This is a genomic window from Bradyrhizobium sp. B117 (assembly GCF_038969555.1).
Classification (GTDB): domain Bacteria; phylum Pseudomonadota; class Alphaproteobacteria; order Rhizobiales; family Xanthobacteraceae; genus Bradyrhizobium.
On record NZ_CP152414.1, the window covers coordinates 240,316 to 262,980 of the forward strand.

The following is a 22,665-nucleotide window of genomic DNA, read 5'->3' on the forward strand; positions in this document are numbered from 1 at the left end:
TGCAGGCATTACATTTGCCACAGCTCGATGCGCCGCCCGACATGCGGCGCATCGACGTGCGCGGATTGTGCAAGACCTTCCAGCTCGCGGGTACGGCCATCGAGGCGGTGCGCGACGTCTCCTTCAACGTCCGCCGCGGCGAATTCGTCGCTCTTCTGGGACCGTCCGGCTCGGGCAAGAGCACCGTCCTCAACATGATCGCGACGCTGCTCAAGCCGACCAGCGGTCAGATCCTGATCGACGGAACGCCCGTCATTCACGGACGGGCGACGCCGAACGTCGGCTATGTGTTCCAGCGCGATACCCTGTTTCCCTGGCGTACCGTCGCCGACAATATCGGCTACGGCCTCGAGCTCGCGGGTGTCCCGGCGGCGGAGCGAAAGGATCGTGTCAATACGTGCCTGATGCAGGCCGGGCTCGAGGGCTTTGGTAACGCCTATCCTTCCGCATTGTCGGGCGGCATGCGCCAGCGCGCAGCCTTGATGCGAACGCTGGTGGTCGAGCCGCAGGTTCTGCTGATGGACGAGCCGTTCGGCGCGCTCGACACCCACACCAAGATCGACATGCACGACGTGCTGCTTCGCATCTGGGAACGCGAGCAGCAGACCGTGCTGTTCGTGACCCACGATCTCGGCGAAGCGCTGACGCTGGCGGACCGTATCATCCTGTTTTCCGCCCGGCCCGGCCGGATCAAGGAGAGTTTCGATGTGGATTTTGCCCGCCCGCGCAACGCCGTGAAGATCCGGGAGACGCCGCGTTACGCCGAGCTGTTCCAGCTGATCTGGCACTCGCTCGGCGAAGAATTCATGAAGGGCCGCAAGCCATGAGGCGAGCGCGCAGCCACGGCAGAACATTGGCGTGGCAAATATTGATCTGTGTCTGCCTTCTGTCGATCTGGCAGTGGGGATACGCCCTGCACGGGCGACTTCCATGGCTGGTGCCGGATCTGCTCGATCCGTACTTCGTGTCCAGGCCCTCCGACATCTTCGAGCATTTCCTGATTCTGAGCTGCCTCAAGTCCAAGCTCGGCGTCTTCAACGGCTGGTTCAATGGCGAGTTCGCCCGCTGCATGGCACGCTCGGAAAACAATCTCTGGATCGCGACCGCCGTCACGCTGAAGAACACCTTCTTCGGCTTCGTGACCGGCGTCGGCAGTGGCTTTGCCGCAGGCCTCGTGCTGGGCCGTTCGGACCGGCTGAGCGCGATTTTTCAGCCGTTCATCACCGCAGTGAATTCGATTCCCCGCATCGCGCTGGCGCCGATCATCGTGCTGGCCTTCGGCATCGGCGATACCTCGAAGGTCGTGACGTCGTGGATCGTGGTCGTCTTCCTCGTCTTCTTCAACACCTTCGAAGGCGCGCGCTCGATCGACGAAGGTTTTGTCAACGCGGCGCGGTTGCTCGGCGCCAGCGAGTGGCAGATCACCCGCACGGTGGTCATTCCCTCGACCATGGCCTGGGTGTTCGCCTCGCTGACGCCCGCGATCTCCTTCGCCCTGATCGGGGTGATCGTCGGCGAGTTCATCGGCGCGGAACGGGGAATCGGTCGCCTGATCATCGAGTCCGAAGCGCGCGCGGAGGCCTCGGGAATGATGGTCGCCGTCATCGTCCTGATGCTGGTCGGTGTCGCGCTGTCCGCGCTGATCTGGCGGTTGCAGGCCTATCTACTGCGCTGGCAGCAGCACAATCTCGCAGAATAGCCGGACTGCGGGGCGCGTCCTTGTCACGGCCCCGTCAGCATTGTCCGCGCCGTCGCGACAAACGCCTGCGCCGCCGGCGACAGCGTCCGGCCCTGCCGCTGGAGCAGTGACACCGGACGCGTGATGGCCGGGCGCACCAGCGGTCTTGCGATCAGTGTCGGAAACTGGTCGGCCGGCAGCATGGTCGCGGGAAGGATGGCGAGGCCGAGGCCCTGAGCAGTCATGGCGAGCGCGGTGTTGATCAGCGTCACTTCATAGGTCGGATTGAGGTGCTTGCCCTGCGTGCCGAGCGCCTGGTCGATCTGCATGCGGATCCGCGTCTCGCGGCGCATCGCGATCGTCGGCATCTGCGCAAGCTCATCCCATGTGAGGGAACGCCGCGCGGCAAAGTCGGCGGAGCGGCGGCCGATCGCGCTGAGGCGCCCGCTGGTCAACGTCTCGATCGTCATGTCGGCGAATTCGCCTTCGACGCTGCCGATCGCGAACTCCGCATCGGTCGCGGTCAGACGCGGAACGAGATCGTCGGCGGCGACATCCCGCATGTCGATCTCGATGTCGGGATGGGCGGCGCGGAATTTCGCCAGCACCCGCGGCAGCAGCGCGGAGGCGGCGCCCGCGGAGGCGAGAAACGCGACGCGGCCGGCGCGAGCCTGCGCGAGGTCGCGCATGCGCCGCGACAGGCCCTGCGCATCGCTCAGCATGCGTTCGGCGGCGTGAAACGCCTCGTCGGCGGCCAGCGTCGGTTGCACCGAGCGCGTCGAGCGGTCGAACAGCTTGACGCCGAGCTGGCTCTCGAGCTGCTGGACCAGAAGGCTCGCCGCCGATTGCGTGATCCCGAGCTCGCGCGCGGCCCGCGTGATGCTGCGCGTGCGGTACACGCCGGTGAAGGCCCGCAGCTGCCGCAAGGTGACATTCATAGGCAAAGCTCATGAATTGATGAGTTCTTTCTGGCTTATCTTATAAGCGAGCCTGCAATAAAATGCATGCTATGCGGACGGTGAATCCGCCGGGCAAGAGGAAACGAGCATGAGGACACAGGTGCTGGTGGTGGGCGCCGGGCCCGTGGGATTGACCGCGGCCATGGATTTGGCCTCGCGCGGGATCGACGTCGTGGTCGCGGAAATCCGCCACGCCGGCGATCCGCCCAGCGTCAAATGCAATCACGTCTCGGCGCGCTCGATGGAGATCTTCCGAAGGCTGGGCGTCGCCGCAAAGTTGCGCGACGCCGGGCTCCCTGCCGACTTCCCGAACGACTGCTCGTATCGGACCACGGCGACCGGCATCGAGCTTTGCCGCATCGACATTCCCTCCCGCGCGCGCCGCTACAGCGCCACCGGCGGCCCCGACACCTGGTGGCCGACGCCCGAGCCGCCGCACCGGATCAACCAGATCTATCTCGAGCCGATCCTGTTCAGCCACGCCGCGGCTCAGCCGCGCATCACCATTCTGGCCCGCACCGAGGTCACCGACATCGAACAGGACGCCGACCATGTCGTCGCGCAGGCGCGCAATCTCGACAGCGGAGAGACCCTCCGCATCGAAGCCAGCTTCGTGATCGGCTGCGACGGCAGCCGTTCCCTCGTCCGCAAATCGATCGGGGCGAATCTGTCCGGCACGCCGGTGATCCAGCGCGTGCAATCGACCTTCATCGAGGCGCCGCAACTCAAGCAGCTGATGGGCGCGCACAAGCCGGCCTGGATGGTGCTCTCGCTCAATCCGAGGCGCTCGGGCACGACGGTCGCGATCGACGGCCATGACCGCTGGCTGATCCACAATCATCTGAGGCCCGATGAGCCCGAGTTCGACTCGGTCGACCGCGACTGGTCGATCCGCGCCATCCTCGGCGTCGACGAGCGCTTCGAGTACAAAATCCTCAGCAAGGAGGACTGGGTCGGGCGCCGCCTCGTGGCCGATCGCTTCCGCGATCGCCGGGTGTTCATCTGTGGCGACGCCGCGCATCTGTGGATGCCCTATGCCGGCTACGGCATGAATGCGGGCATTGCGGATGCCGTCGATCTCTGCTGGCAATTGGCGGCGCATCTCAACGGCTGGGCGCCGGCCGCGATCCTCGATGCCTATGAGGCGGAGCGTCAGCCGATCACCGAGCAAGTCTCGCGCTTTGCGATGGATCACGCGATGAAGATGATGGCGCAGCGCGGCGGCGTCTCAGTGGAGATCGAGGACGACACCCCCCGCGGTCACGCAGCGCGCGCGGCGCTGGCGAGGGCGGCCTACGATCTCAACGTTCAGCAATATTGCTGTGCAGGATTGAACTTCGGCTACTATTACGATGCCTCGCCGATCATCGCCTATGACGGCGAAACCCCGCCGGCCTACACGATGGGCAGCTTCACGCCCTCGACCGTGCCGGGCGCCCGTGCGCCGCATCTGTTCCTGCGCGACGGACAATCGCTCTACGACGCATTCGGGCCGGGCTACACATTGCTGCGGTTCGATCCGGCGATCGACGTGGCTCCGCTGAAATCCGCCGCGGCGGAGCGCGGCATGCCGCTCGCGCTGGTCGACATTGCCGCAGACGAAGCCAACGGCGCTTATGCTGAAAAACTGGTGCTGGTGCGGCCCGACCAGCACATCGCCTGGCGCGGGCAGGCCGCGCCGGAAAATCCACCGGGCTTGCTCGCGCGCATCACTGGCGCTGCGGCGTAACGAGAACGCAACTGGGGAGGAGAACGTGTTTCACGTTGCAAAGCGCCGCATCCTGGCCGTGCTGACGGCCGCGACTTTCGCCGTGCTGCCGCTGGAGCCCAGCGAGGCGGCCTATCCGGAGCAATTGATCAAGATCATCGTGACCTTCCCGCCCGGCGGCAGCGCCGACACCGTGATCCGTGCGCTCGAGCCGGTGGTCACCGCCGAGCTCAAGCAGGGCCTGGTGATCGAGAACCGCGCCGGGGCAGGGGGCAATATCGGCATGGCCGCGGTCGCGCAGGCCGCGCCGGACGGCTACACGCTCGGCGTCGCGCCCGCAGGTGCGCTGACCGTGAACCCGCACCTCAATCCGTCGATGCCGTTCGATCCAAAGCAGCTCGCGCCCATCACGTTGCTTGCGGAAATCCCCTTCGTGCTGGTCGCCTCCGCCAACGTGCCGGCGCATTCGGCGGCGGAGACGATCGCGCTCGCCAAGGCAAAGCCGGGTGCGCTGTCGATCGGACATGGCGGCAATTCCACGGCCATGCATCTGACGGCGGCGCTGTTCACGCAGAAGACCGGCATCGCCATGGAGCTGGTGCCCTATCGCGGGACCGCGCCGGCGACGGTCGATGTGCTCGCCGGCCACGTCCCCTTCGCGGTGCTGGACATTCCCGCATCGAAGCAGCTGATCCTCGAGGGCAAGCTCAACGCGGTCGGCGTGTCCTCGGCGCGCCGTCTGTCATCCCTTCCCGATGTGCCGACACTGGCCGAGAGCGGCATCGCGGGTTTCGAATCCGTCGGCTGGTTCGGGCTCGTTGCCCCGGCCGGCACGCCGCCCGCCATCGTCGGGAGGCTGAACGAAGCCTTCGTGAAGGCCCTGAAGGATCCGTCGGTCGCCGAGAAGATCCGGACCCTCGGCGCAGAGCCCGCGCCAACTTCGCCGGAGCAGTTCGGCCGCTTCATCGAGAGTGAAAGCACAAAATGGGGCAAGCTGATCAGCGAGGCCGGCATCAAGGCGAACTGAATGTCATCTGCGGCGCCTTCTCGTCGGCCATCATGCCGGCGCCGTCATCAACGCCCGCCGCATCACGTCCCACATCCGCGGCTCGTTCATGTGCGTCACGTTGAACCGCATGAAGTTTTGCGCGGTCTGCGACACGCTGAAGACGTTGCCGGGCGCGAGCACGACGTTCTCATTCAGCGCTGCGCGGGCGACCTGCGTGGCATCCTGTCCGGCCGCGAGGCGGCACCAGAGGAAGAAGCCGCCGCGCGGCATCAGCCAGGGCTCGATGCCAAGAGCCTGAAGTTTGCGCGCGACGTCGCGGCGCGTGCGTGTGAGCCTTTGCCGGAGCTCGTCCATGTGCTTGCGATAGCTGCCGCCGGCCAGGACGGCGGTGATGATCTCGGTCGCGACCGGGCTTGGGCCGCCGAAACTGGTTGCGACCTGGAGGTCGACGAGATGCTCGATCCAGTCGGGCCGCGCGGCGATGTAGCCGCAGCGCACCGAAGCCGACAGCGTCTTGGAGAAGCTGCCGATGCGGATCACGCGGTTCAAGCCATCCAGCGCGGCCAGGCGCGGCGAGCGCTCCGGCTCGAAGTCGCCGAAGATGTCGTCCTCGATGATGGTGAGGTCGTGGCCCGTGGCCGCGGTCAGGAGCCGGTGCGCAGTCTGGAGCGAGATCGTCGCGCCAGTCGGGTTGTGCAGCGCTGAATTGGTGATGTAGAGCCGCGGCTTCTCGCTGCCGAGAATCTGCTCGAAGCGCGCGATGTCAGGGCCCGACGGCGTGTAGGGTATGCTGACGATCCTGACCTGATGCGCGCGCAGCAGCGCACGAAAATTGAAATAGCAGGGGTCGTCGACCAGCACGGTGTCGCCGGGCCGCAGCAGGAAGCGGCAGATCAGGTCGGTCGCCTGCGTGCCCGAGCCGGTCAGCATCAGCTGGTTGATCGAAGCCTCGATCCCGTCTTCGGCGAGGCGCGCCAGCAGCAGACGGCGCAGCGCGAGCGAGCCGGACGTCGAGCCGTAATTGGTCAGCACGCTCGCCTCGGTCCGCGCCAGCGCGCGGGCGGCGCGGCGTAAGGCCTCTTCGGGCATCCACTCCGGTGGCAACCAGCCGCAGCCGGGTTTTGGCACGGCCGGGTCGGTATCGAGCGATTGCCTGGAGACCCAGAACGGGTCGACCTCGCGGTCGCGGCGCGGCTCGGCCTCGGCAAGTGCCAGCGGCGGCGCCGCCGTCGGTGACACATAGAAGCCCGAGCCGCGGCGGGGGCGGATCAGGCCTTCGGCGGCGAGCCGGTCATAGGCTTCGACGACGGTGGACGGCGAGACGCCCATCGCTGCGGCAAGGCGGCGGATCGACGGCAGGCGGTCGCCGGCACTGAGCGCGCGGCCCGCGACCTTGGCGCGGATCGCGCTCATCACATCCAGGGTCCGCGTTCCGCCGCGTCCCTTCGCTTGCGCCGTGCCGTCCAAGGTGTACTGCCTTCCATACCCATACAGCTCTTCCGGATTGTACTGGATTGTCGCTGGTCTCGCCAGCGCAGAACGCCGAGGATGGCGACCCAACAAGCGAGATGAAAATGCAATCTGCGGGCAGCGGCTGGGGCAGCGGACTTCCAAACGGTCTGTTGGGCGTCATCATCTTCAGCGGCTCGCTGCCGGCGACGCGCGTCGCGGTCGGCGGCTTCTCCGCGCTGTTCCTGACCTCCGCGCGCGCGATCATTGCCGCGCTGATCGGTGCGGCCGTGCTCCTCCTGCTCCGTCAGGCGCGGCCGGAGCGCAAGGATCTCGCTTCGCTCGCGATCGTCTCCATCGGCGTCGTAGTCGGCTTCCCCTTGCTGACCGCACTCGCGCTCCAGCACATCACCTCGGCGCATTCGATCGTCTTCATCGGCCTCCTGCCGCTGTCGACCGCGATCTTTGCCGTGCTGCGCGGCGGCGAGCGTCCGCGGCCGCTGTTCTGGCTGTTCGCCGTACTCGGCAGCGCGACGGTGGCGGGCTTTGCCGTGTCCAGCGATGGCTCGGCCTCGCTCACCGGCGATCTGCTCATGGTCGCCGCGATCGTGCTGTGCGGGCTCGGCTATGCGGAAGGCGCCGCGCTGTCGCGCCGCGTCGGCGGCTGGCAGGTGATCTCCTGGGCGCTGCTGCTTGCGTTGCCGCTGATGCTGCCGCTCGCGATCTGGGCATGGCCGCCGACGTGGAGCGGCGTCGGCGCGCCGGCCTGGATCGGGCTCGCCTATGTCTCGGTCTTCAGCATGTTCGTCGGCTTCATCTTCTGGTACCGGGGACTCGCGATCGGCGGTATCGCGCGTGTCGGCCAGTTGCAGCAGCTCCAGCCGTTCTTCGGCCTCGCGCTCGCAGGCCTGCTGCTGCACGAGCCGGTCGCCTGGAGCATGATCGCCGCGACCGCGCTCGTGGTCGTCTGCGTGTTCTTCGCACGGCGGTACGCGTGAATGCAGTGCAATTCCTGACCAGGCATGTGCGAGCACCAATGTTGATCTAGATCAACGTCCGTGCCGGCACGCGGTATCTCATGGCATGAGGAGAGTTATCTCCCTGATGCATCGCGTGCCTATTTCGCAACGACGTAACAACGCATGGCCGATATCCCCTCTGCAGGTTGGCTGATGTGGCGGTGATCGGCAACCTCGCTCGATCGACAAAAATGCGCCCATCGTTGCGAGAGTATCCATAATTCAATTCGATCTCTCGAGATCAGAGTAGGTTTGGGAGTAGCGTCATGAACATGACTCGTCGGAATCTCTTGTCTGGCGGTTTGGGAAGCGCGATCTCGGCACTTGCACTCTCGGTCGGCCGAGCGGATTACGACGGTCCTTTGTTGAGCGCGGTTGAAGGTGGCGAAGATTTCTGGCTTGCCACCGACGCCTATGTGTTCGGCTATCCGCTCGTGACGATGGAGATGACGCGGCGGGTCATGACCAATATGGCTGCCGTCGAGGGTACGCGCGGGCCTATGGGGCAATTCATCAAGCTGCGGACCTATCCCGACGCAAGCTTCAGGGATGTGACGGCTCCGAATGCGGATACGCTCTACACCAGTGCGTGGATCGACGTGGGAGACGAGCCGTGGGTCGTCAGTATCCCCGACATGAAGGACCGCTATTTTCTGTTTCCGATGCTTGATGGCTGGACAAACGTATTCCAGGTCCCGGGCAAGCGCACGACGGGGACCAAGGCGCAGGTCTATGCGATCACCGGCCCGGGTTGGAAAGGCAAGCTCCCTGCCGGCGTGAAGGAATACAAGTCGCCGACGAGCATCGTATGGATTCTAGGTCGCATCTACTGTACCGGCACACCCGAGGACTACGCGGCGGTGCACGCCGCCCAGGATGAGTGCAAGCTCTTCCCCCTGAGCGCCTACGGGCAATCCTACACGCCTCCACCTGGCAAGGTCGATGCGGCGATCGACATGACCACGCCGGTGCGCGATCAGGTCAATCGTATGGACGCCGTGGCATATTTCAGCCTTCTGGCTCAACTGATGAAACGCAATCCGCCGGGAGCCGCCGACGCTCCTGAGCTGGCCAAATTCGCGAAGATCGGTCTCGTTCCGGGCAAGGATTTTGACGCGAGCAAGCTCGACGCCGATTTTGCGAAGCGCATCCCGCAAGTCGGTTTTGACCGGATCATGATCCAGTTCAAGGTCAACAAGGCCATCAGGAACACGAACGGCTGGGCATTCGACACGGAGACCGGCGTCTACGGCACCGACTACCTCAATCGCGCCCTGGTCACAGCCATCGGGCTCGGTGCCAACCGAATCCAGGATGCCTGCTATCCGACGTCGCAGAAGGACGTCGATGGTAAAGATTACGTCGGCAGCAACAAGTATGTGATGCGCTTCCCGAAGGGGCAGCTTCCTCCTGTCGGCGGTTTCTGGTCGCTGACGATGTACGATGAGAAGTATTTCTTCGTCGCCAATCCGCTCAACCGCTATTCGATCAGCGCTCGTCAGAATCTCAAGCCCAATCCGGACGGAACGATCGACCTTTATATCCAGAAGGATTCGCCTGGAACGGACAAGGAGTCGAACTGGCTGCCCGCACCCGCCGGCAAGTTCGTTCTGATGCTGCGGATGTATTGGCCGAACGAGAAGGCGCCTTCGATCATCAACGGCAGCTGGTCTCCGCCGGCCGTCAGGAGGGTTGCGAGCAGCTGATCGCAAGGGGCCAGCAGGCGCAGCCGCGGTGGGAGCACTCAAGCTCATGGGCTGGCAGAACCTGAGGAGGTCAGGATGAAGGTTGCGCTTTTGTCGGCGGCACTTCTCGGAGGCCAGCTGGTCACGCCCGTTTCTGACCGCGTCCCCCATTTGAATGTGGAGGTCCTGTGCAAGGCGACGGTGGCTGATGACAAGGCAAACGGAGTCGTTCTGGGGCAGAGCCTCGAGAAATGCATGAGTGATGAAACAGACGCTCAGCAACAGCTGAGCGCCCTTTGGACCGCAAATGCCGGTCCCGTTCGGGATCGCTGCGAAGCCGAGGTAACCTCAATCCCCTACGCCCAAAGCTACGTTGATCTTCTGTCTTGTATTCAGTCTGCTGAATCGGCGAACCCACGGCCCTCGGCGCCTCTCAAGGGCGCAAGCAAGAATCGAAATGCGAAATAGCTCTCGGTTTGGGTGAGGCGATGGCCTCACTCGCCTCCCATCACGGTCCGGGTCAGCGCGCTCCGTGCAAACTTCTTCAGCGGCATCGGCTTGCCGAACAGATAGCCCTGCACGTGGTCGAAGCCGAGCTCGTTCGCGGCGACGAGGTCGGCGCGGCTCTCCACGCCTTCGGCGATGGTGCACGCGCCGTAGCCGTGCGCGAGCTCGACGATGTGGCGGCACACCGTGCGCTTGAGGCGATCATTGCCGCTGCCGGTGACGAAGTGCCGGTCGGCCTTCAGCTTGATGAAGGGAATCTTGTCGAGGTCCATCAGCGACGGCCAGTTGGCGCCGAGATTGTCGATCGACAGGCCGATGTTGTGTAGGCGCACCTCGCGCGCGACCTCGGCGAGGAGATCGAGGTCGCGGATTGCCTCCTCGCTGTCGATTTCGATCGTCAGTCCGCCGAAGGCCGGATGCGTCGGCATGCGGCGGCAGAGGTCGCGCGCGGCCTGCGGCTCCTTCAGATATGACGCCGGCAGGTTGATCGAGAGATCGACCGGGCTCTGCTGCTCCAGGAGATAGTGCCAGTCCTGCACGGCGCGCTCGATCACGAATTCCGACAGGTCGCGCAGATGCGGATCGTGGGGCTCGGGAATGAAATAGGCGGGCGGCACGACGCCCCAGGTCGGATGCCGCATCCGCACCAGCGCCTCGGCGCCGCTGCGGATCAGCGTGCGCGCGTCGATCTTGGGCTGGTACCAGAGCTCGAGCCAGCCGGCATGCAGGGCCTCGCCGACATACACAGCCGGGCTCGGCGCCGGCTCCTCCGGCAGCAGCATCGCGATGCGCTCGCGCAGCGTCTCCGCGGCAAAGGGCGTCGTCAACGGCGGCAGCATCGCAAGGCCATACTCCTCGCCGACCTGCTGCACCGCCTTGACGATGATCGACTCGCGGGCGCCCACGGTCAGAACCTTGCCGTCGAAGGCCTCGCGCACCAGCGTCTCCAAAAACTTGCCGGGCTCGATGCCGTCGGCGGCGATGCCGAGCAGGATCAAATCCGGCAAGTCGCTGGTCAGCACGGCTTGCAGCTCTTCGGCGCTGGCGCATTCGCTGGTGACGAAGCCGAGATCCTCCAGCACCTCGGCGAGGAAAGCGCGCAGGTGGCGCTTGCTGTCGGCGACGCATGCGCGCGGCATCATTTTTCGCCGTCCGAAGGTTTTGGGCCTTCGTCCGGCGAGCTCAACAAGTTCATCGTTCATCGCAAACCACTCCCGTTCCGCGAATGGTGTTAGCGATGGGAGCAGTTTCAAATATGGAGGGCTTCAGCCGATTGTTGAATTATCTGGGTAACGTTAAAGCACGCAGCTCGTTTAAAATTGTTCGGATTTCGCTAGAGAAGTTTTTACGTCTGAGCGTGCGTGACGGCTGTGTGACACCGTCATCGCGGAAGATTCCCGAACGTCGCGGCCGGTGCGCAGGAAGCAGCGGTGTCCTGCAATAGGACGAAGCCGTTTGCGTTTCGCCCAATTGAATAATGGACGCCTCAATTGCTTGTGGCCTTGTCGTGTTGGGCCATCCCGATCGCCTTGTAATCGTAGGTCGGATAGAACTCGGTGCGGTAGGGGCCCCCACGCGGTGTCCTCGATGATGCGATTGACTTCGCGTAAGCGCGAGGCCGGCAGGCGCAGCGTGATCACCTGGCCGATTCCCATCATCACGTACCAGCTCACGACCTCGACGCCGGGCGGCGGGAAGGATTTGTAGTAGCCCTGCTTCTCGAGCTGCGCGTTCAGCTCGTTCAGCGGGCGGGACTGGTCGTGCTTGAAGAAGATGGTGAGCAGCACCGCATTGTCGGCGGTCGGCGCGGCATTGCCTTGCGGCGGCGACGTCTGCGCTGTCGTCGCCGATGTGAGCGCCAGCGCGCCCGTGAGCAACGCCACCATCGTCAACGTCAGTCGAGCCGGTCTCATCGCGACCTCCTTCTCAATGCTTCTGCGGCGCATCGGAGGATAGTTGCGGCGGCCATGAGCGACGAACTCATTTTCGCGCGATGCGCGCAAGTTCCGCCTTCGCTCGTGACAGTTCTGCGACAATGGGTCCGGCCGCGACGGCCCAAATGTGAAATACCTCACATGCGCATTGCTGCACGTGCGCTATTGCTCCGCACAGCCGGTGGTGGGCTGTCGAGGATTGCAGCTATGTCGATGCGGCGAATGATCTATTGGTGGTTCAGGTTCGTGCTGTCAGGGCGATTTATGGATCGCTTCCTGTGCCTGCCGCGTTAGCCGCGCGAGATCAGGTCTGCCCGATCAATTTGCGAAACGCGGCCGCGCCGTCCTGCACGGCGTCGCGTCCCTTCCAGGCCAGATAGGAGAGCTTGCCGCCAAGCGTGTCGTGGCTGCGCAGCCGTCGTGAGCCGAGGATGTGCCCGACATTGGAGGGGAAGCGGCTCACCTCGGCGGACACCAGTGCCGCGATCGCGTCCATCAATTGCTGAAGGCGGACCCCCCATTCGCTGGCCTCGATGCTGTCGATGCGGACCTTGAGCGCATATTCGGTGTCGTAGATCTCGGCGAGCAGGTCGCGCGCGACCAGCACGCGGTTGTGCCGGAGCGCGACCCGCAGGGCGAGGCGCTTGTCATCGAGCCTGTCGAGCACCATCGGCACGACGCAGGCATAGGGCGTCGCGGCGACGTCGGCGGCGCTCTTGCTGGCAGCCGCCTTGGTGGCGAGGCGCGCCAATTGCCAGGACGTCTTCAGGCGCCGTGCCACCAGCGTCAGCGCGTAGGGCAGCGCTTCGGGATGGGCCTTCTTGAAGGCGTCGAGCTGCGCGGTGATCTGCGCGACCTGGCCGTCGTCGAATTTCGCGATCTTCTCGGGCAGCTTTTCGTTGAACTTCGGCAGCGCGTCGCCGGCGCGCAGCACATGCTGCATCTTCCTCACGTCGTCGAAGGCGGTGCGCGAGGCGGTGTACTGCGCGAGCTTGCCGCGCGCGAACTCGGCGCTCTCGGCTGAAGCCAGCGTGTTCTCGAGGACCTTGATGACCTTGGTCTGGAAGATCGAGGCGGTCTTCAGCACTTCCTTCGGGTTGTTGGCGGCGACCTGGTCGTTGATCGCCTTGATGTAGTCGCGCGCCATGGTCGGCAGCAGGTCGCGGCAGATCCACTCCCAGATCGGGGTGAGGGTGTTGCGCGAGATCCGCCCCAGATTGGCATGCTCAGGCGCGCCGTCGATCAGCAGCAGCTCGAGCGGCGCGAAGAAATAACGCGACGGGTTGGTGGCGCGCGCCTGGTTGGATCCGTCCTTGCGAAACTCGGCGCGCAGGCGCGCTTGGATCTCGGCCGAGCCCGGCATGTCGATGCCGCAGAGCTCGAGCCGCTCAAGCTCGCTGAGCAGACAGCTCCGCGACAGCGGCGTCAGCCTCTGCAAGAACTCGGACAGCCGATCGATCTCGTTCATGGCACGCAATCTTTCGCAGCGTTTCCCACCAAGCCCTACAGGGCTCGAGGCGGGGAGGCATTTGCGCGCTCTCAATCCTGCCAAGAGAAGCAAGTCATTGTTAATTAATCCGTAAAAACCGGGCGCCGCGAGGTCCGGCCGGGACGCCGTGGTTAAGGAGGTTGCCGCGCGCCGGCTCGGGTTCCGAGCGGAAATCTCAACTCTGGCGCGGTGAGTAGTCGCGGCCCGCAAGCACAAATTGTGCCGAAGTCGATATTTCAGCACAAAACCGTCAAAATCACCGTAGTCTTACGGAGCAAAAAGTTAACCACAGACCGGGGTGGGTTCCGGTAAACGAACCACATGGGGTCACAGAATGATACGGCCACTGATTCGCGGCCGTCGGAATGGTACGAGAGCGCTGCTCCAGCTGATGAGCTCGATTTCGTCCGCCTGAACGCGGCCCGGACCAAGGCTGCCGACGAAATGGCCGCCGCCATCGCCCGCGAGCTCAACGGCCCCCTGACGGCGCTGCTGCTCTACATGGGCGAGATCAAGCATCACAGCGATCAGCTCGCGCCTGTCACCGGCGACCGTGCCTATTTGCAGCGGGTGGTGGAGAATGCGCTGGCGCAGACCGAGCGCGTTTGCGGCCTCGTCAAGCAGCTTGCCGGCCCTCACAAGGGTGTCCTGCCGGCCCCGTCCGGCGCCGAGGATGCAGAATTGAAGCCGGCCCGCGCGGCGCAGCCGCAGCGCCTGCCCAGCGCCGAGCTTATCGGCCTGTCGGGCCAGAAGCGGCTGACCAAGCGCGAGCGCGAAGTTCTGCGGCTGATCAGCGAGGGCTATTCGAACAAGCAGGGCGCGCTGCGGATGCAGATCAGCCCGCGCACGTTCGAGAGCCATCGCGCCGAGGCGATGCGCAAGCTCGGCGCGCGCAACACCGCGGACCTCGTCCGTGCGGCGCTGCTGCATTCGATCGATTGAGATCCATGTGTTGCCCGGGCCTGAGACAGGCCGGGAACCCCAACGCGCTCAGAAATAGTCTTCGGCGAAGGGACGCGCGCGCGAGCCGGACCGCAGCGGCTTGGGCTCTTCCTTCGGCGCGTTCGGGATGATCGTGATGGTCCAGCGCGGCGGCGTGCTCGATTCCTGCTCCAGCACCGAACGAACGAAACCAGTCACCGTCGCCTCGCCAGACTTCACCGTCGCCATCCGGCCGTTGAACTGTGCGATGCGGAAGCGACGGACCTCTTTCTGGTCCGCGGTCTCATAGGTGAACATGGAAACCCTCCTGGTTTCCGGCGACTATCACCACCTATGATTAGCCATCTCTAAAAATCCCAAACCGTAGAAGTACGGCGGGCTTTCATAGAGTTTGCTACCTCTGCGGCTCCTGCGCGCGCGCCGCGTCAAAGGCGCCGTCCATCAGGTCCAGCAGATCGCGGAATTCGATCTCGTCAAGCGTTTCCGCGGTCTGCTCCAGCCGCAGCGCCAGCGCCGCGAGCCTGACATAGCCGAACGTCCCGGCCGCGCTCTTCAGCGAATGCGCTTCACGCGCGATCCTGGCGTGGTGCTGCGCGAGCGCCAGCGTGCGGAACAGTTGCAGGCGTGCGCAGGTCTCGCTCCAGAACACGGTGCGCACTTCCTGGGCGCCGTCCTCGCCGATCTCCGCCACCAGCGCTGCATACGCACCCGGCTCGCGCACGGGTGCGGCATCGATCGCTTTCCGAACAGGCGCGACGGTCACTTCAAACATGGCTTTGCCTGTCCTGATTGCGGTTCACCGGTCGCGCGGCGCGTGCGGCGCGAGCCCCGTGTCTACGGCATCCGCATTTCAGTTCCGGTAGCAGGACGGAGCGTGTTTGCGCGCCGGCGTTAGCCGAAGGTTTACCATGCGAGGGCGCCGCTCAGTGCGAGCCGAGCAGCCGGTCGTACTGGGCCTTCACGGTGGCGTAGCATTCGCACGCGGTCTGGCGCAGCCCGTCCAGATTGAGGATCTGGATGTGCCCGCGGCTGTAATGGATGAAATTAGCCTGCTGGAGCGTGTTGGCGACCAGCGACACGCTGTTGCGCCGAGCCCCGATCATGTGCGCCATCGCCTCCTGGGTCAGCAGCAGCCGATAGTCGCCCGACAAATCGTGGGTGTGCAGCAGGCAGCGCGACAGCCGCGATTCCACCGGATGGGCGACGTTGCAGCCCGCGGTCTGCTGGACCTGGGCGTACACCGCCAGCCCGTGGCGCGTGAGCAGCGTCCGCAGGCTGCTGCTCTGCTCGGCCGCGCCGCGCAACCGGTCGAGATCCATCACGGACGCGACGCCGGGAACCAGCACGATCGCCGTGTTCAGCGCGCAGGCGTCGCCCATGGTGGAAAGCGTCCCGAGCAAGCTGTCGCGGCCGATCATGGCGACCTGCACATGCTCGCCCTTGGCGAGCTTCACCACCAGCGAGATCACGCCGCGGTGCGGGAAGAAAGCGCGCCTGAGCGTCTCGCCGGTCTCGACCAGCACCGCGTCATGCGGCAGATCCACGGTGCGCAGATGCGGGCGGATCAATTCATAATCGTCTGCCGACAGCGCGGACAGGAAACCGTTGGATGGGCGCACCATCGTTTCCAAAGCTGTCTCCGTCTCCTGCGCCAGCAAAGTCGGGGCAAGCGAAATCGCTCCCCGCACGAGCAGTTTCATCATCTGCCCGTCGGGATATATTGGCAATTGGGACAAGATGTCCGGTCGCGCCGATCGCCGCGTCGCTGTGTGCGTCACGGCATGCAGCCAGCGCCATCGTCACGGCAAGGCGCCGATCAGGCGCATGTGCTGGGCTTTCACCGCCGAATAGCAGCCGCAGGAGGTCGTTTCCAGCGCCTGCAGGTCGACGATTTCGATCTGGCCGCGGGTGTAGTGAATGATGCCGGCCTGCTGGAGCGCATGTGCGACCAGCGAAATGGCGTTGCGCCTGACGCCCATCATCTGCGCCAGCGCTTCCTGCGTCAGCGGGAGCATCTCGCTGTTGGAGAGGTCGCGGGCCCGCAACAGCCAGCGCGCCAGCCGCGCCTCGACGGAGTGGAGCGTGTTGCAGAGCAAAGATTGCTGGGCATGCGCGAGGAGGGCCTGCTCATGGCGGACCATGAGGCTGCGAAACGGCGCGCTTGCGGCGGCCACCGCCCGGAACGCCGCGATTTCCAGCATGGATGCAGCTCCGGGGAATAAGACCACCGCGTCCGCCGGCGCGATGCCGTCGGCCAGCGCCGCGCCGGCGCCGACGACGCTGTCGCAGCCCAGCATCGCGACCTCGATCATCTGTCCTTCGGCCAGACCCACCGTGATGGAGACGGAACCGCCATGCGGGAAGTAGACGTGTTTCAGCGCGGCGCCCGCCTTCCCCAAGACAGACTCCCTGACCATTGCCACCGTCGTCAGATGAGGGCGCAGCAGATCGAAGTCTGCCGCGTCGAGTCTTTGCAGCAACTGGTTGGGCGGGCGGCTGCTCGCGGTCATGCAGGTCAATCCGGCGCATGCAATGGATGATCGGCGCCGCGCACCGTTCGTCATTCAGTTGCACGGCAAGAGATTCTATTGCAAAGGTTGTGTATCGTCCATATCGCCGTTAGGGGCAGACAGCCTGCCGCATTGGCGGCGAAGCAAAAACCGGCGCTATTCGCTCACGGGTTTGCGTCCCGATCCCTGCAGCCATCGCAGGAAAAAGCGGCAAGGGCGCTTTCATGTCGCCGCCATCAACGATTGCCTAGCGGAGCATCGTCCCGCTGGCGACGTTGCCGCGGCCGCGCGGCTGGGTTACCGCGGCGCGGGTCGCCACGGCCGCGAGGTAACCGTCCGTTTACTGCAAACGCGAACTTCGTAACTCCATGCAAGCGGGGAATCGATGGCCGCGTGAGCGCTGCCGCTGCCGGGCCACGCGATTCGATGTCGCGCGCCTCACGTGTATCGCCCTTCAGAAGCAGGACTTTCTCGCGCGGCTCGTCGCGCCGTTGTCGTTGCGTTTACCTCACGTGCTTTGCGGCCGCAGCGCGGCACCGGTTTTGCTGAAAAACGCTTTCGCATCCGGCCGAACGGCAAATTTCTCTTCAATATCCGTATTAGGACGGAGGCTGAAATTAACGGGACCGTGAAAGGGGATGTCTAACGATCCAGAAGCGGACTTCCGTCGATTGCCAGGCGCGACGGCTCGGGCGTCCAGATGCAGGTCGAGGTCAGTAAGGCGTAGCTCATGGATGATCTGTTGCGGGAGTTTTTGACGGAGACCAGCGAGAGCCTGGACACCGTCGACAATCAGCTGGTGAAGTTCGAGCAGGAGCCGAACAACGCCAAGATCCTGGATAACATCTTCCGCCTGGTCCACACCATCAAGGGCACCTGCGGCTTCCTCGGCCTGCCGCGGCTCGAAGCGCTGGCGCATGCCGGCGAGACCCTGATGGGCAAATTCCGCGACGGCATGCCGGTGACCGGCCAGGCCGTGACGGTGATTCTGTCCTCGATCGACCGCATCAAGGAGATCCTCGCCGGCCTCGAGGCGACTGAAGCCGAGCCCGAAGGCAACGACCGCGATCTCATCGACAAGCTGGAAGCGATGGTCGAGCAGGGCATGGCGGCCATGTCCGGCTCGGCGCAGCCGATGCCGAGCGGCGCTGCTGCTCCAGTCGCTGAGGCCCCGCCGCTGGTGCCGGAAGCACCCGCCGCTGCACCCGCACCCGCAAAAGAAATGACGACCGGCTCGCTGATCGAGCAGACCCTGGAGCGTCCCTTGCGTCCGGGCGAAGTCTCGCTCGACGAGCTCGAGCGCGCCTTCCGCGAGACCGCGATCGAAGCGCCGGCGCCTGCGCCAGTCGCGAAGGCCGAGCCGGCACCTGCGCCGGCGGCCGCGGCTCCCGCTCCCGCAGCGAAGGAAGCCAAGGAAACTGCCAAGCCCGCCGCCAAGGAGAAGGCCGCGCCGAAGAAGTCGATGGCCGACGAGAGTGTCGGTGAGGGCGACCGCATCGCCAACCAGTCGATCCGCGTCAACGTGGATACGCTGGAGCATCTGATGACCATGGTCTCCGAGCTGGTCTTGACCCGCAACCAGCTGCTGGAGATCTCCCGCCGCAACGAGGACACCGAGTTCAAGGTGCCGCTGCAGCGCCTCTCCAACGTCACCGCCGAGCTGCAGGAAGGCGTCATGAAGACGCGCATGCAGCCGATCGGCAATGCCTGGCAGAAGCTGCCCCGCATCGTCCGCGACCTCTCCAGCGAACTCGGCAAGCAGATCGAGCTGGAGATGCACGGCGCCGACACCGAGCTCGACCGCCAGGTGCTCGACCTGATCAAGGACCCGCTCACCCACATGGTGCGCAACTCCGCCGATCATGGCCTGGAGACCCCCGCCGAGCGCCTGGCTAGCGGCAAGGGCGAGCAGGGCACCATTCGCCTGTCCGCCTATCACGAGGGCGGCCACATCATCATCTGCATCGCCGACAACGGAAGAGGCCTCAACACCGAGAAGATCAAGGCCAAGGCGCTCTCGTCAGGTCTCGTCACCGAGGCCGAGCTCGAGAAGATGAGCGAAGCCCAGATCCACAAGTTCATCTTCGCGCCGGGCTTCTCCACCGCGGCCGCCATCACCTCGGTGTCGGGGCGCGGCGTCGGCATGGACGTGGTCCGCACCAATATCGACCAGATCGGCGGCACCATCGACATCAAGTCGGTGGCGGGTGAAGGCTCAAGTGTCACCATCAAGATCCCGCTGACCCTCGCCATCGTCTCCGCGCTGATCGTGGAAGCCGCCGGCGACCGCTTCGCGATCCCGCAGCTCTCGGTGGTCGAGCTGGTCCGCGCCCGCGCCAACAGCGAGCACCGCATCGAGCGCATCAAGGACACCGCGGTCCTCAGGTTGCGCAACAAGCTGCTGCCGCTGATCCACCTCAAGAAGCTGCTCAAGATCGACGACGGCGCCGCCTCCGATCCCGAGAACGGCTTCATCGTGGTCACGCAGGTCGGCAGCCAGACTTTTGGCATCGTCGTCGACGGCGTGTTCCACACCGAAGAAATCGTGGTCAAGCCGATGTCGACGAAACTGCGTCACATCGACATGTTCTCCGGCAACACCATTCTGGGCGATGGCGCGGTGATCATGATCATCGACCCCAACGGCATTGCCAAAGCGCTCGGCGCCGCCGGCTCCTCGGCCCATGACATGGCCGACGAGAACGGCGCGCATCACATCGGAAGCGGCGAGCAGACCACCTCGCTCCTCGTGTTCCGCGCCGGCTCGTCGCAGCCCAAGGCGGTCCCGCTTGGCCTCGTCACGCGCCTCGAAGAGCTGCCCGCCGACAAGATCGAGTTCTCCAACGGCCGCTACATGGTGCAGTACCGCGAGCAGCTGATGCCGCTGGTGGCGATGGAGAGCGTCACCATCGCAAGCCAAGGCGCCCAGCCGATCCTGGTGTTCGCCGACGATGGCCGCTCCATGGGCCTCGTCGTCGACGAGATCATCGACATCGTCGAGGAACGGCTCAACATCGAGGTCGGCGGCTCCTCCTCCGGCATTCTCGGCTCGGCCGTGATCAAGGGCCAGGCCACCGAGGTGATCGACGTCGGCCACTTCCTGCCGATGGCGTTCGCCGACTGGTTCACCCGCAAGGAGATGAAGCCGTCGATGCACTCGCAGTCGGTGCTGCTGGTCGACGACAGCGCCTTCTTCCGCAACATGCTGGCGCCCGTCCTGAAAGCCGCCGGCTACCGCGTCCGCACCGCGCCGACCGCGCAGGAGGGCCTTGCGGCACTGCGCGCGCAAAACTTCGACGTGATCCTGACCGACATCGAGATGCCCGACATGAACGGGTTCGAGTTCGCGGAAGTGATCCGCTCCGACAACAACCTTGCGGCAACGCCGATCATCGGCCTGTCGGCGCTGGTGTCGCCGGCGGCGATCGAGCGCGGCCGGCAGGCCGGCTTCCACGATTATGTCGCCAAGTTCGACCGTCCCGGCCTCATCGCGGCGCTGAAGGAGCAGACCGCGGGCGCGGCCGGCGCCTCCGAGCTGAGCCGGGCGGCGGCGTAAGACGGCGGATCAGGAGATACGCAGATGAGCAAGAAGACGCAAGTTGGCGAAGGCGCCATGGTCGAATACGTCACCGCAATGATCGGCGGCCAGCTGTTCGGCCTGCCGATCTCGCGCGTCCAGGACGTGTTCATGCCCGAGCGCGTCACCCGCGTGCCGCTGGCCTCGCGCGAGATCGCCGGCGTGTTGAACCTGCGCGGCCGCATCGTCACCGTGATCGACATGCGCGCCCGTCTCGGCCTGCCCAAGGTCGAGGACGGCAAGGCGCCGATGGCGGTCGGCGTCGACCTTCGCGGCGAATCCTATGGTCTCCTCATCGACCAGATCGGCGAGGTGCTGCGCCTGCCCGAGGACGGCAAGGAGGAAAACCCCGTCAACCTCGATCCCCGCATGGCCAAGCTCGCCGGCGGCGTCCACCGTCTCGACGGCCAGCTCATGGTCGTCCTCGATGTTGACCGCGTGCTCGAATTGAAGACCGAAGTGCAGATGGCTGCGTGAACCAACGAAACATCGAAGCCGGAGAACCAAAATGAAAACCTGTTTGGTGGTCGATGATTCCAGCGTCGTGCGCAAGATCGCGCGCCGGATCCTGGAGGGCCTGGAATTCCAAGTCACCGAGGCCGAGGACGGCTCCAAGGCGCTCGAGATCTGCCAGAAGCAGCTGCCCGATGCGGTGCTGCTCGACTGGAACATGCCCGTGATGGACGGCTTCGAGTTCATGGGCCACATGCGCCGTCTGCCCGGCGGCGACCAGCCCAAGGTGGTGTTCTGCACCACCGAGAACAACGTGGCTCATATCGCCCAGGCGCTCAGCGGCGGCGCCAACGAGTACATCATGAAGCCCTTCGACAAAGACATCATCGCCGATAAGTTCGCTGAAGTTGGTTTGATCCCGGTCGGACAAGCCATGGTCTGAGTGTGTCTGGCCTGACGTTCGGGCCAGAGTGTTCCCAGTACAGCTTCGAAGAGGCTATCCGTGACCCCGACCGAGTACGAGTATCTGCGTAAGTTCCTGAAGGACAATTCGGGTCTCGACCTGTCCGCAGACAAGCAATATTTGATCGAAAGCCGCCTGCTGCCGCTCGCCCGCAAGGTGGGGCTGTCCGGCATCGCCGACCTCGTGCAGAAGCTGCAAGCCGGCTCACGCCAGCTGATCACCGACGTGGTCGAAGCCATGACCACCAACGAGACCTTCTTCTTCCGCGACAAGGTCCCGTTCGATCATTTCCGCGACACCATCATGCCCGAGATCATCAAGGCGCGCGCCGGCAAGCGCAGCGTGCGCATCTGGTGCGCCGCCGGCTCGACCGGGCAGGAGCCGTATTCGCTGGCGATGTGCCTGAAGGAATTGGGCGCGGCCCTCACCGGCTGGCGTATCGAGATCATCGCGACCGACCTGTCGCAGGAGGTGCTGGAGAAGGCCAAGGCCGGCATCTACAGCCAGTTCGAGGTGCAGCGCGGCCTGCCGATCCAGATGCTGGTGAAATATTTCAAGCAGACCGGCGAGACCTGGCAGATCAATCCCGAGCTGCGGGCGATGATCCAGCACCGCCAGCTCAATTTGCTGCACGACTTCGCCCAGCTCGGCACCTTCGACGTCATCTTCTGCCGCAACGTGCTGATCTATTTCGACCAGGACACCAAGATCAACATCTTCAACCGCCTGGCGCGCCAGATCGAGCCCGACGGCTTCCTGGTGCTCGGTGCGGCCGAGACCGTGGTCGGACTGACCGATACGTTCAGGCCGATCCCGGAGCGGCGCGGCCTCTACAAGCCGAACGATCCGCGTGCCGCAGTTGCCAAGCCGGTGCTCCCCGGTGCGGCGCCGCGCATGGCGGTCATGGCAGGACGATAGGCATGGCCGAGGATGGCAAGGGCACCGAACGCGTGACGTTCAGTCGCGGCTATGATGTCTGCATCATGGCCATCGACGGCACCTGGCGCCGCGACTGCAAGCTCAATGCGATCTCCGACACCGACGCCATCCTCACGGTGGAAGGCTCGATCCAGGGATTGAACCTGAAGGAGTTCTTCCTGCTGCTGTCGTCCACCGGCCTTGCCTACCGCCGCTGCGAGCTGGTGCGGGTCAACGGCGCCGAGATGGACATCCAGTTCCTGCGCGGCAAGAACCGGAAGAAGCGCGGCGCGGCCGGCGGCCACGACGCGGCGGCCTGATCGGCAGCGCGCCTGCGCAGGACTGCGCGCTTTCCGCGACGTTGC

The 22,665-nt window shown here is 64.8% G+C and carries 22 protein-coding genes and 1 pseudogene; 14 read left to right on the forward strand and 9 right to left on the reverse strand.

All coding sequences use genetic code 11. The features are described 5' to 3' along the window. Positions 1–41 precede the first annotated feature (41 nt). Positions 42–827 carry an ABC transporter ATP-binding protein gene (locus tag AAFG16_RS01175; RefSeq protein ID WP_342741096.1) on the forward strand — a complete coding sequence of 262 codons (786 nt, stop codon included), beginning with the start codon at positions 42–44 and terminating at the stop codon, positions 825–827. After that, positions 824–1,699, forward strand: a complete 876-nt coding sequence (locus AAFG16_RS01180) for an ABC transporter permease (protein WP_342736651.1) — start codon at positions 824–826, stop codon at positions 1,697–1,699. The genes AAFG16_RS01175 and AAFG16_RS01180 overlap by 4 nt, the downstream gene beginning before the upstream one ends. Before the next feature lie 23 nt (positions 1,700–1,722). Here the strand turns inward: AAFG16_RS01180 and AAFG16_RS01185 are convergent, their stop codons facing one another. Continuing rightward, positions 1,723–2,616 carry a LysR family transcriptional regulator gene (locus tag AAFG16_RS01185; protein WP_342736653.1) on the reverse strand — a complete coding sequence of 298 codons (894 nt, stop codon included), beginning with the start codon at positions 2,614–2,616 and terminating at the stop codon, positions 1,723–1,725. Positions 2,617–2,725: 109 nt separating this feature from the next. On the opposite strand from AAFG16_RS01185, the gene AAFG16_RS01190 reads away from it, so the two are divergent. Further along, entirely contained in the window at positions 2,726–4,366 is a 1,641-nt protein-coding gene (locus tag AAFG16_RS01190) for an FAD-dependent oxidoreductase (protein ID WP_342736655.1), read from the forward strand. A 25-nt stretch (positions 4,367–4,391) separates the two neighbouring features. Beyond that, a complete protein-coding gene (locus tag AAFG16_RS01195) occupies positions 4,392–5,372 on the forward strand; it encodes a tripartite tricarboxylate transporter substrate binding protein (protein ID WP_342736657.1) in 981 nt (326 codons plus the stop codon). Between the two features lie 30 nt (positions 5,373–5,402). On the opposite strand, the gene AAFG16_RS01200 is transcribed toward AAFG16_RS01195, so the two are convergent. Then, the gene (locus AAFG16_RS01200; protein WP_283083203.1) at positions 5,403–6,821 is read right to left on the reverse strand and encodes a PLP-dependent aminotransferase family protein; all 1,419 of its coding nucleotides are present in this window, start codon (positions 6,819–6,821) and stop codon (positions 5,403–5,405) included. Positions 6,822–6,928: 107 nt separating this feature from the next. On the opposite strand from AAFG16_RS01200, the gene AAFG16_RS01205 reads away from it, so the two are divergent. The 3 genes from AAFG16_RS01205 (at position 6,929) to AAFG16_RS01215 (ending at position 9,975) form a co-directional block, all read left to right on the forward strand. Then, positions 6,929–7,801 carry a DMT family transporter gene (locus AAFG16_RS01205; protein ID WP_342736661.1) on the forward strand — a complete coding sequence of 291 codons (873 nt, stop codon included), beginning with the start codon at positions 6,929–6,931 and terminating at the stop codon, positions 7,799–7,801. A gap of 287 nt (positions 7,802–8,088) precedes the next feature. Then, a complete protein-coding gene (locus AAFG16_RS01210; protein WP_342736663.1) occupies positions 8,089–9,528 on the forward strand; it encodes a DUF1254 domain-containing protein in 1,440 nt (479 codons plus the stop codon). 75 nt (positions 9,529–9,603) lie between these two features. Beyond that, a complete protein-coding gene (locus AAFG16_RS01215) occupies positions 9,604–9,975 on the forward strand; it encodes a hypothetical protein (RefSeq protein WP_342736665.1) in 372 nt (123 codons plus the stop codon). A gap of 26 nt (positions 9,976–10,001) precedes the next feature. Here AAFG16_RS01215 and AAFG16_RS01220 read toward each other — a convergent pair whose 3' ends face one another. From AAFG16_RS01220 to AAFG16_RS01230, 3 genes and pseudogenes are all read right to left on the reverse strand, one after another. Then, a complete protein-coding gene (locus tag AAFG16_RS01220; protein ID WP_283083207.1) occupies positions 10,002–11,216 on the reverse strand; it encodes an EAL domain-containing response regulator in 1,215 nt (404 codons plus the stop codon). Between the two features lie 284 nt (positions 11,217–11,500). After that, positions 11,501–11,900 (reverse strand): annotated as a pseudogene (locus AAFG16_RS01225) (hypothetical protein). 352 nt (positions 11,901–12,252) lie between these two features. Beyond that, positions 12,253–13,416, reverse strand: a complete 1,164-nt coding sequence (locus tag AAFG16_RS01230; RefSeq protein ID WP_342736667.1) for a hypothetical protein — start codon at positions 13,414–13,416, stop codon at positions 12,253–12,255. A 342-nt stretch (positions 13,417–13,758) separates the two neighbouring features. Between AAFG16_RS01230 and AAFG16_RS01235 the strand changes: the two genes are divergently transcribed. Further along, complete coding sequence (locus tag AAFG16_RS01235; RefSeq protein ID WP_342736669.1) at positions 13,759–14,379, forward strand: LuxR C-terminal-related transcriptional regulator; 621 nt, start codon at positions 13,759–13,761, stop codon at positions 14,377–14,379. A gap of 48 nt (positions 14,380–14,427) precedes the next feature. On the opposite strand, the gene AAFG16_RS01240 is transcribed toward AAFG16_RS01235, so the two are convergent. The 4 genes from AAFG16_RS01240 to AAFG16_RS01255 form a co-directional block, all read right to left on the reverse strand. Then, a complete protein-coding gene (locus AAFG16_RS01240; protein WP_283083211.1) occupies positions 14,428–14,676 on the reverse strand; it encodes a hypothetical protein in 249 nt (82 codons plus the stop codon). Between the two features lie 97 nt (positions 14,677–14,773). Beyond that, complete coding sequence (locus AAFG16_RS01245) at positions 14,774–15,151, reverse strand: Hpt domain-containing protein (RefSeq protein WP_342736671.1); 378 nt, start codon at positions 15,149–15,151, stop codon at positions 14,774–14,776. A 151-nt stretch (positions 15,152–15,302) separates the two neighbouring features. Then, a complete protein-coding gene (locus AAFG16_RS01250) occupies positions 15,303–16,001 on the reverse strand; it encodes a Crp/Fnr family transcriptional regulator (protein ID WP_283087136.1) in 699 nt (232 codons plus the stop codon). A gap of 177 nt (positions 16,002–16,178) precedes the next feature. Next, positions 16,179–16,889: a Crp/Fnr family transcriptional regulator gene (locus tag AAFG16_RS01255; RefSeq protein WP_283083213.1), complete on the reverse strand. Its 711-nt coding sequence runs from the start codon at positions 16,887–16,889 to the stop codon at positions 16,179–16,181. On the opposite strand from AAFG16_RS01255, the gene AAFG16_RS01260 reads away from it, so the two are divergent. From AAFG16_RS01260 to AAFG16_RS01285, 6 genes are all read left to right on the forward strand, one after another. Then, the gene (locus tag AAFG16_RS01260) at positions 16,888–17,253 is read left to right on the forward strand and encodes a hypothetical protein (RefSeq protein WP_342736673.1); all 366 of its coding nucleotides are present in this window, start codon (positions 16,888–16,890) and stop codon (positions 17,251–17,253) included. The two genes, AAFG16_RS01255 and AAFG16_RS01260, sit on opposite strands and share 2 nt — an antisense overlap. Positions 17,254–17,619: 366 nt before the next feature. Beyond that, entirely contained in the window at positions 17,620–20,445 is a 2,826-nt protein-coding gene (locus AAFG16_RS01265) for a hybrid sensor histidine kinase/response regulator (protein WP_342736675.1), read from the forward strand. A gap of 24 nt (positions 20,446–20,469) precedes the next feature. After that, on the forward strand, positions 20,470–20,943 hold the full coding sequence (locus tag AAFG16_RS01270; protein ID WP_342736677.1) for a chemotaxis protein CheW: 474 nt from the start codon (positions 20,470–20,472) through the stop codon (positions 20,941–20,943). 31 nt (positions 20,944–20,974) lie between these two features. After that, positions 20,975–21,361 carry a response regulator gene (locus AAFG16_RS01275; RefSeq protein ID WP_027563594.1) on the forward strand — a complete coding sequence of 129 codons (387 nt, stop codon included), beginning with the start codon at positions 20,975–20,977 and terminating at the stop codon, positions 21,359–21,361. A 60-nt stretch (positions 21,362–21,421) separates the two neighbouring features. Next, entirely contained in the window at positions 21,422–22,300 is an 879-nt protein-coding gene (locus tag AAFG16_RS01280) for a protein-glutamate O-methyltransferase CheR (RefSeq protein ID WP_342736681.1), read from the forward strand. Between the two features lie 2 nt (positions 22,301–22,302). Beyond that, positions 22,303–22,620 carry a hypothetical protein gene (locus AAFG16_RS01285; RefSeq protein ID WP_027563592.1) on the forward strand — a complete coding sequence of 106 codons (318 nt, stop codon included), beginning with the start codon at positions 22,303–22,305 and terminating at the stop codon, positions 22,618–22,620. Positions 22,621–22,665 lie beyond the last annotated feature (45 nt).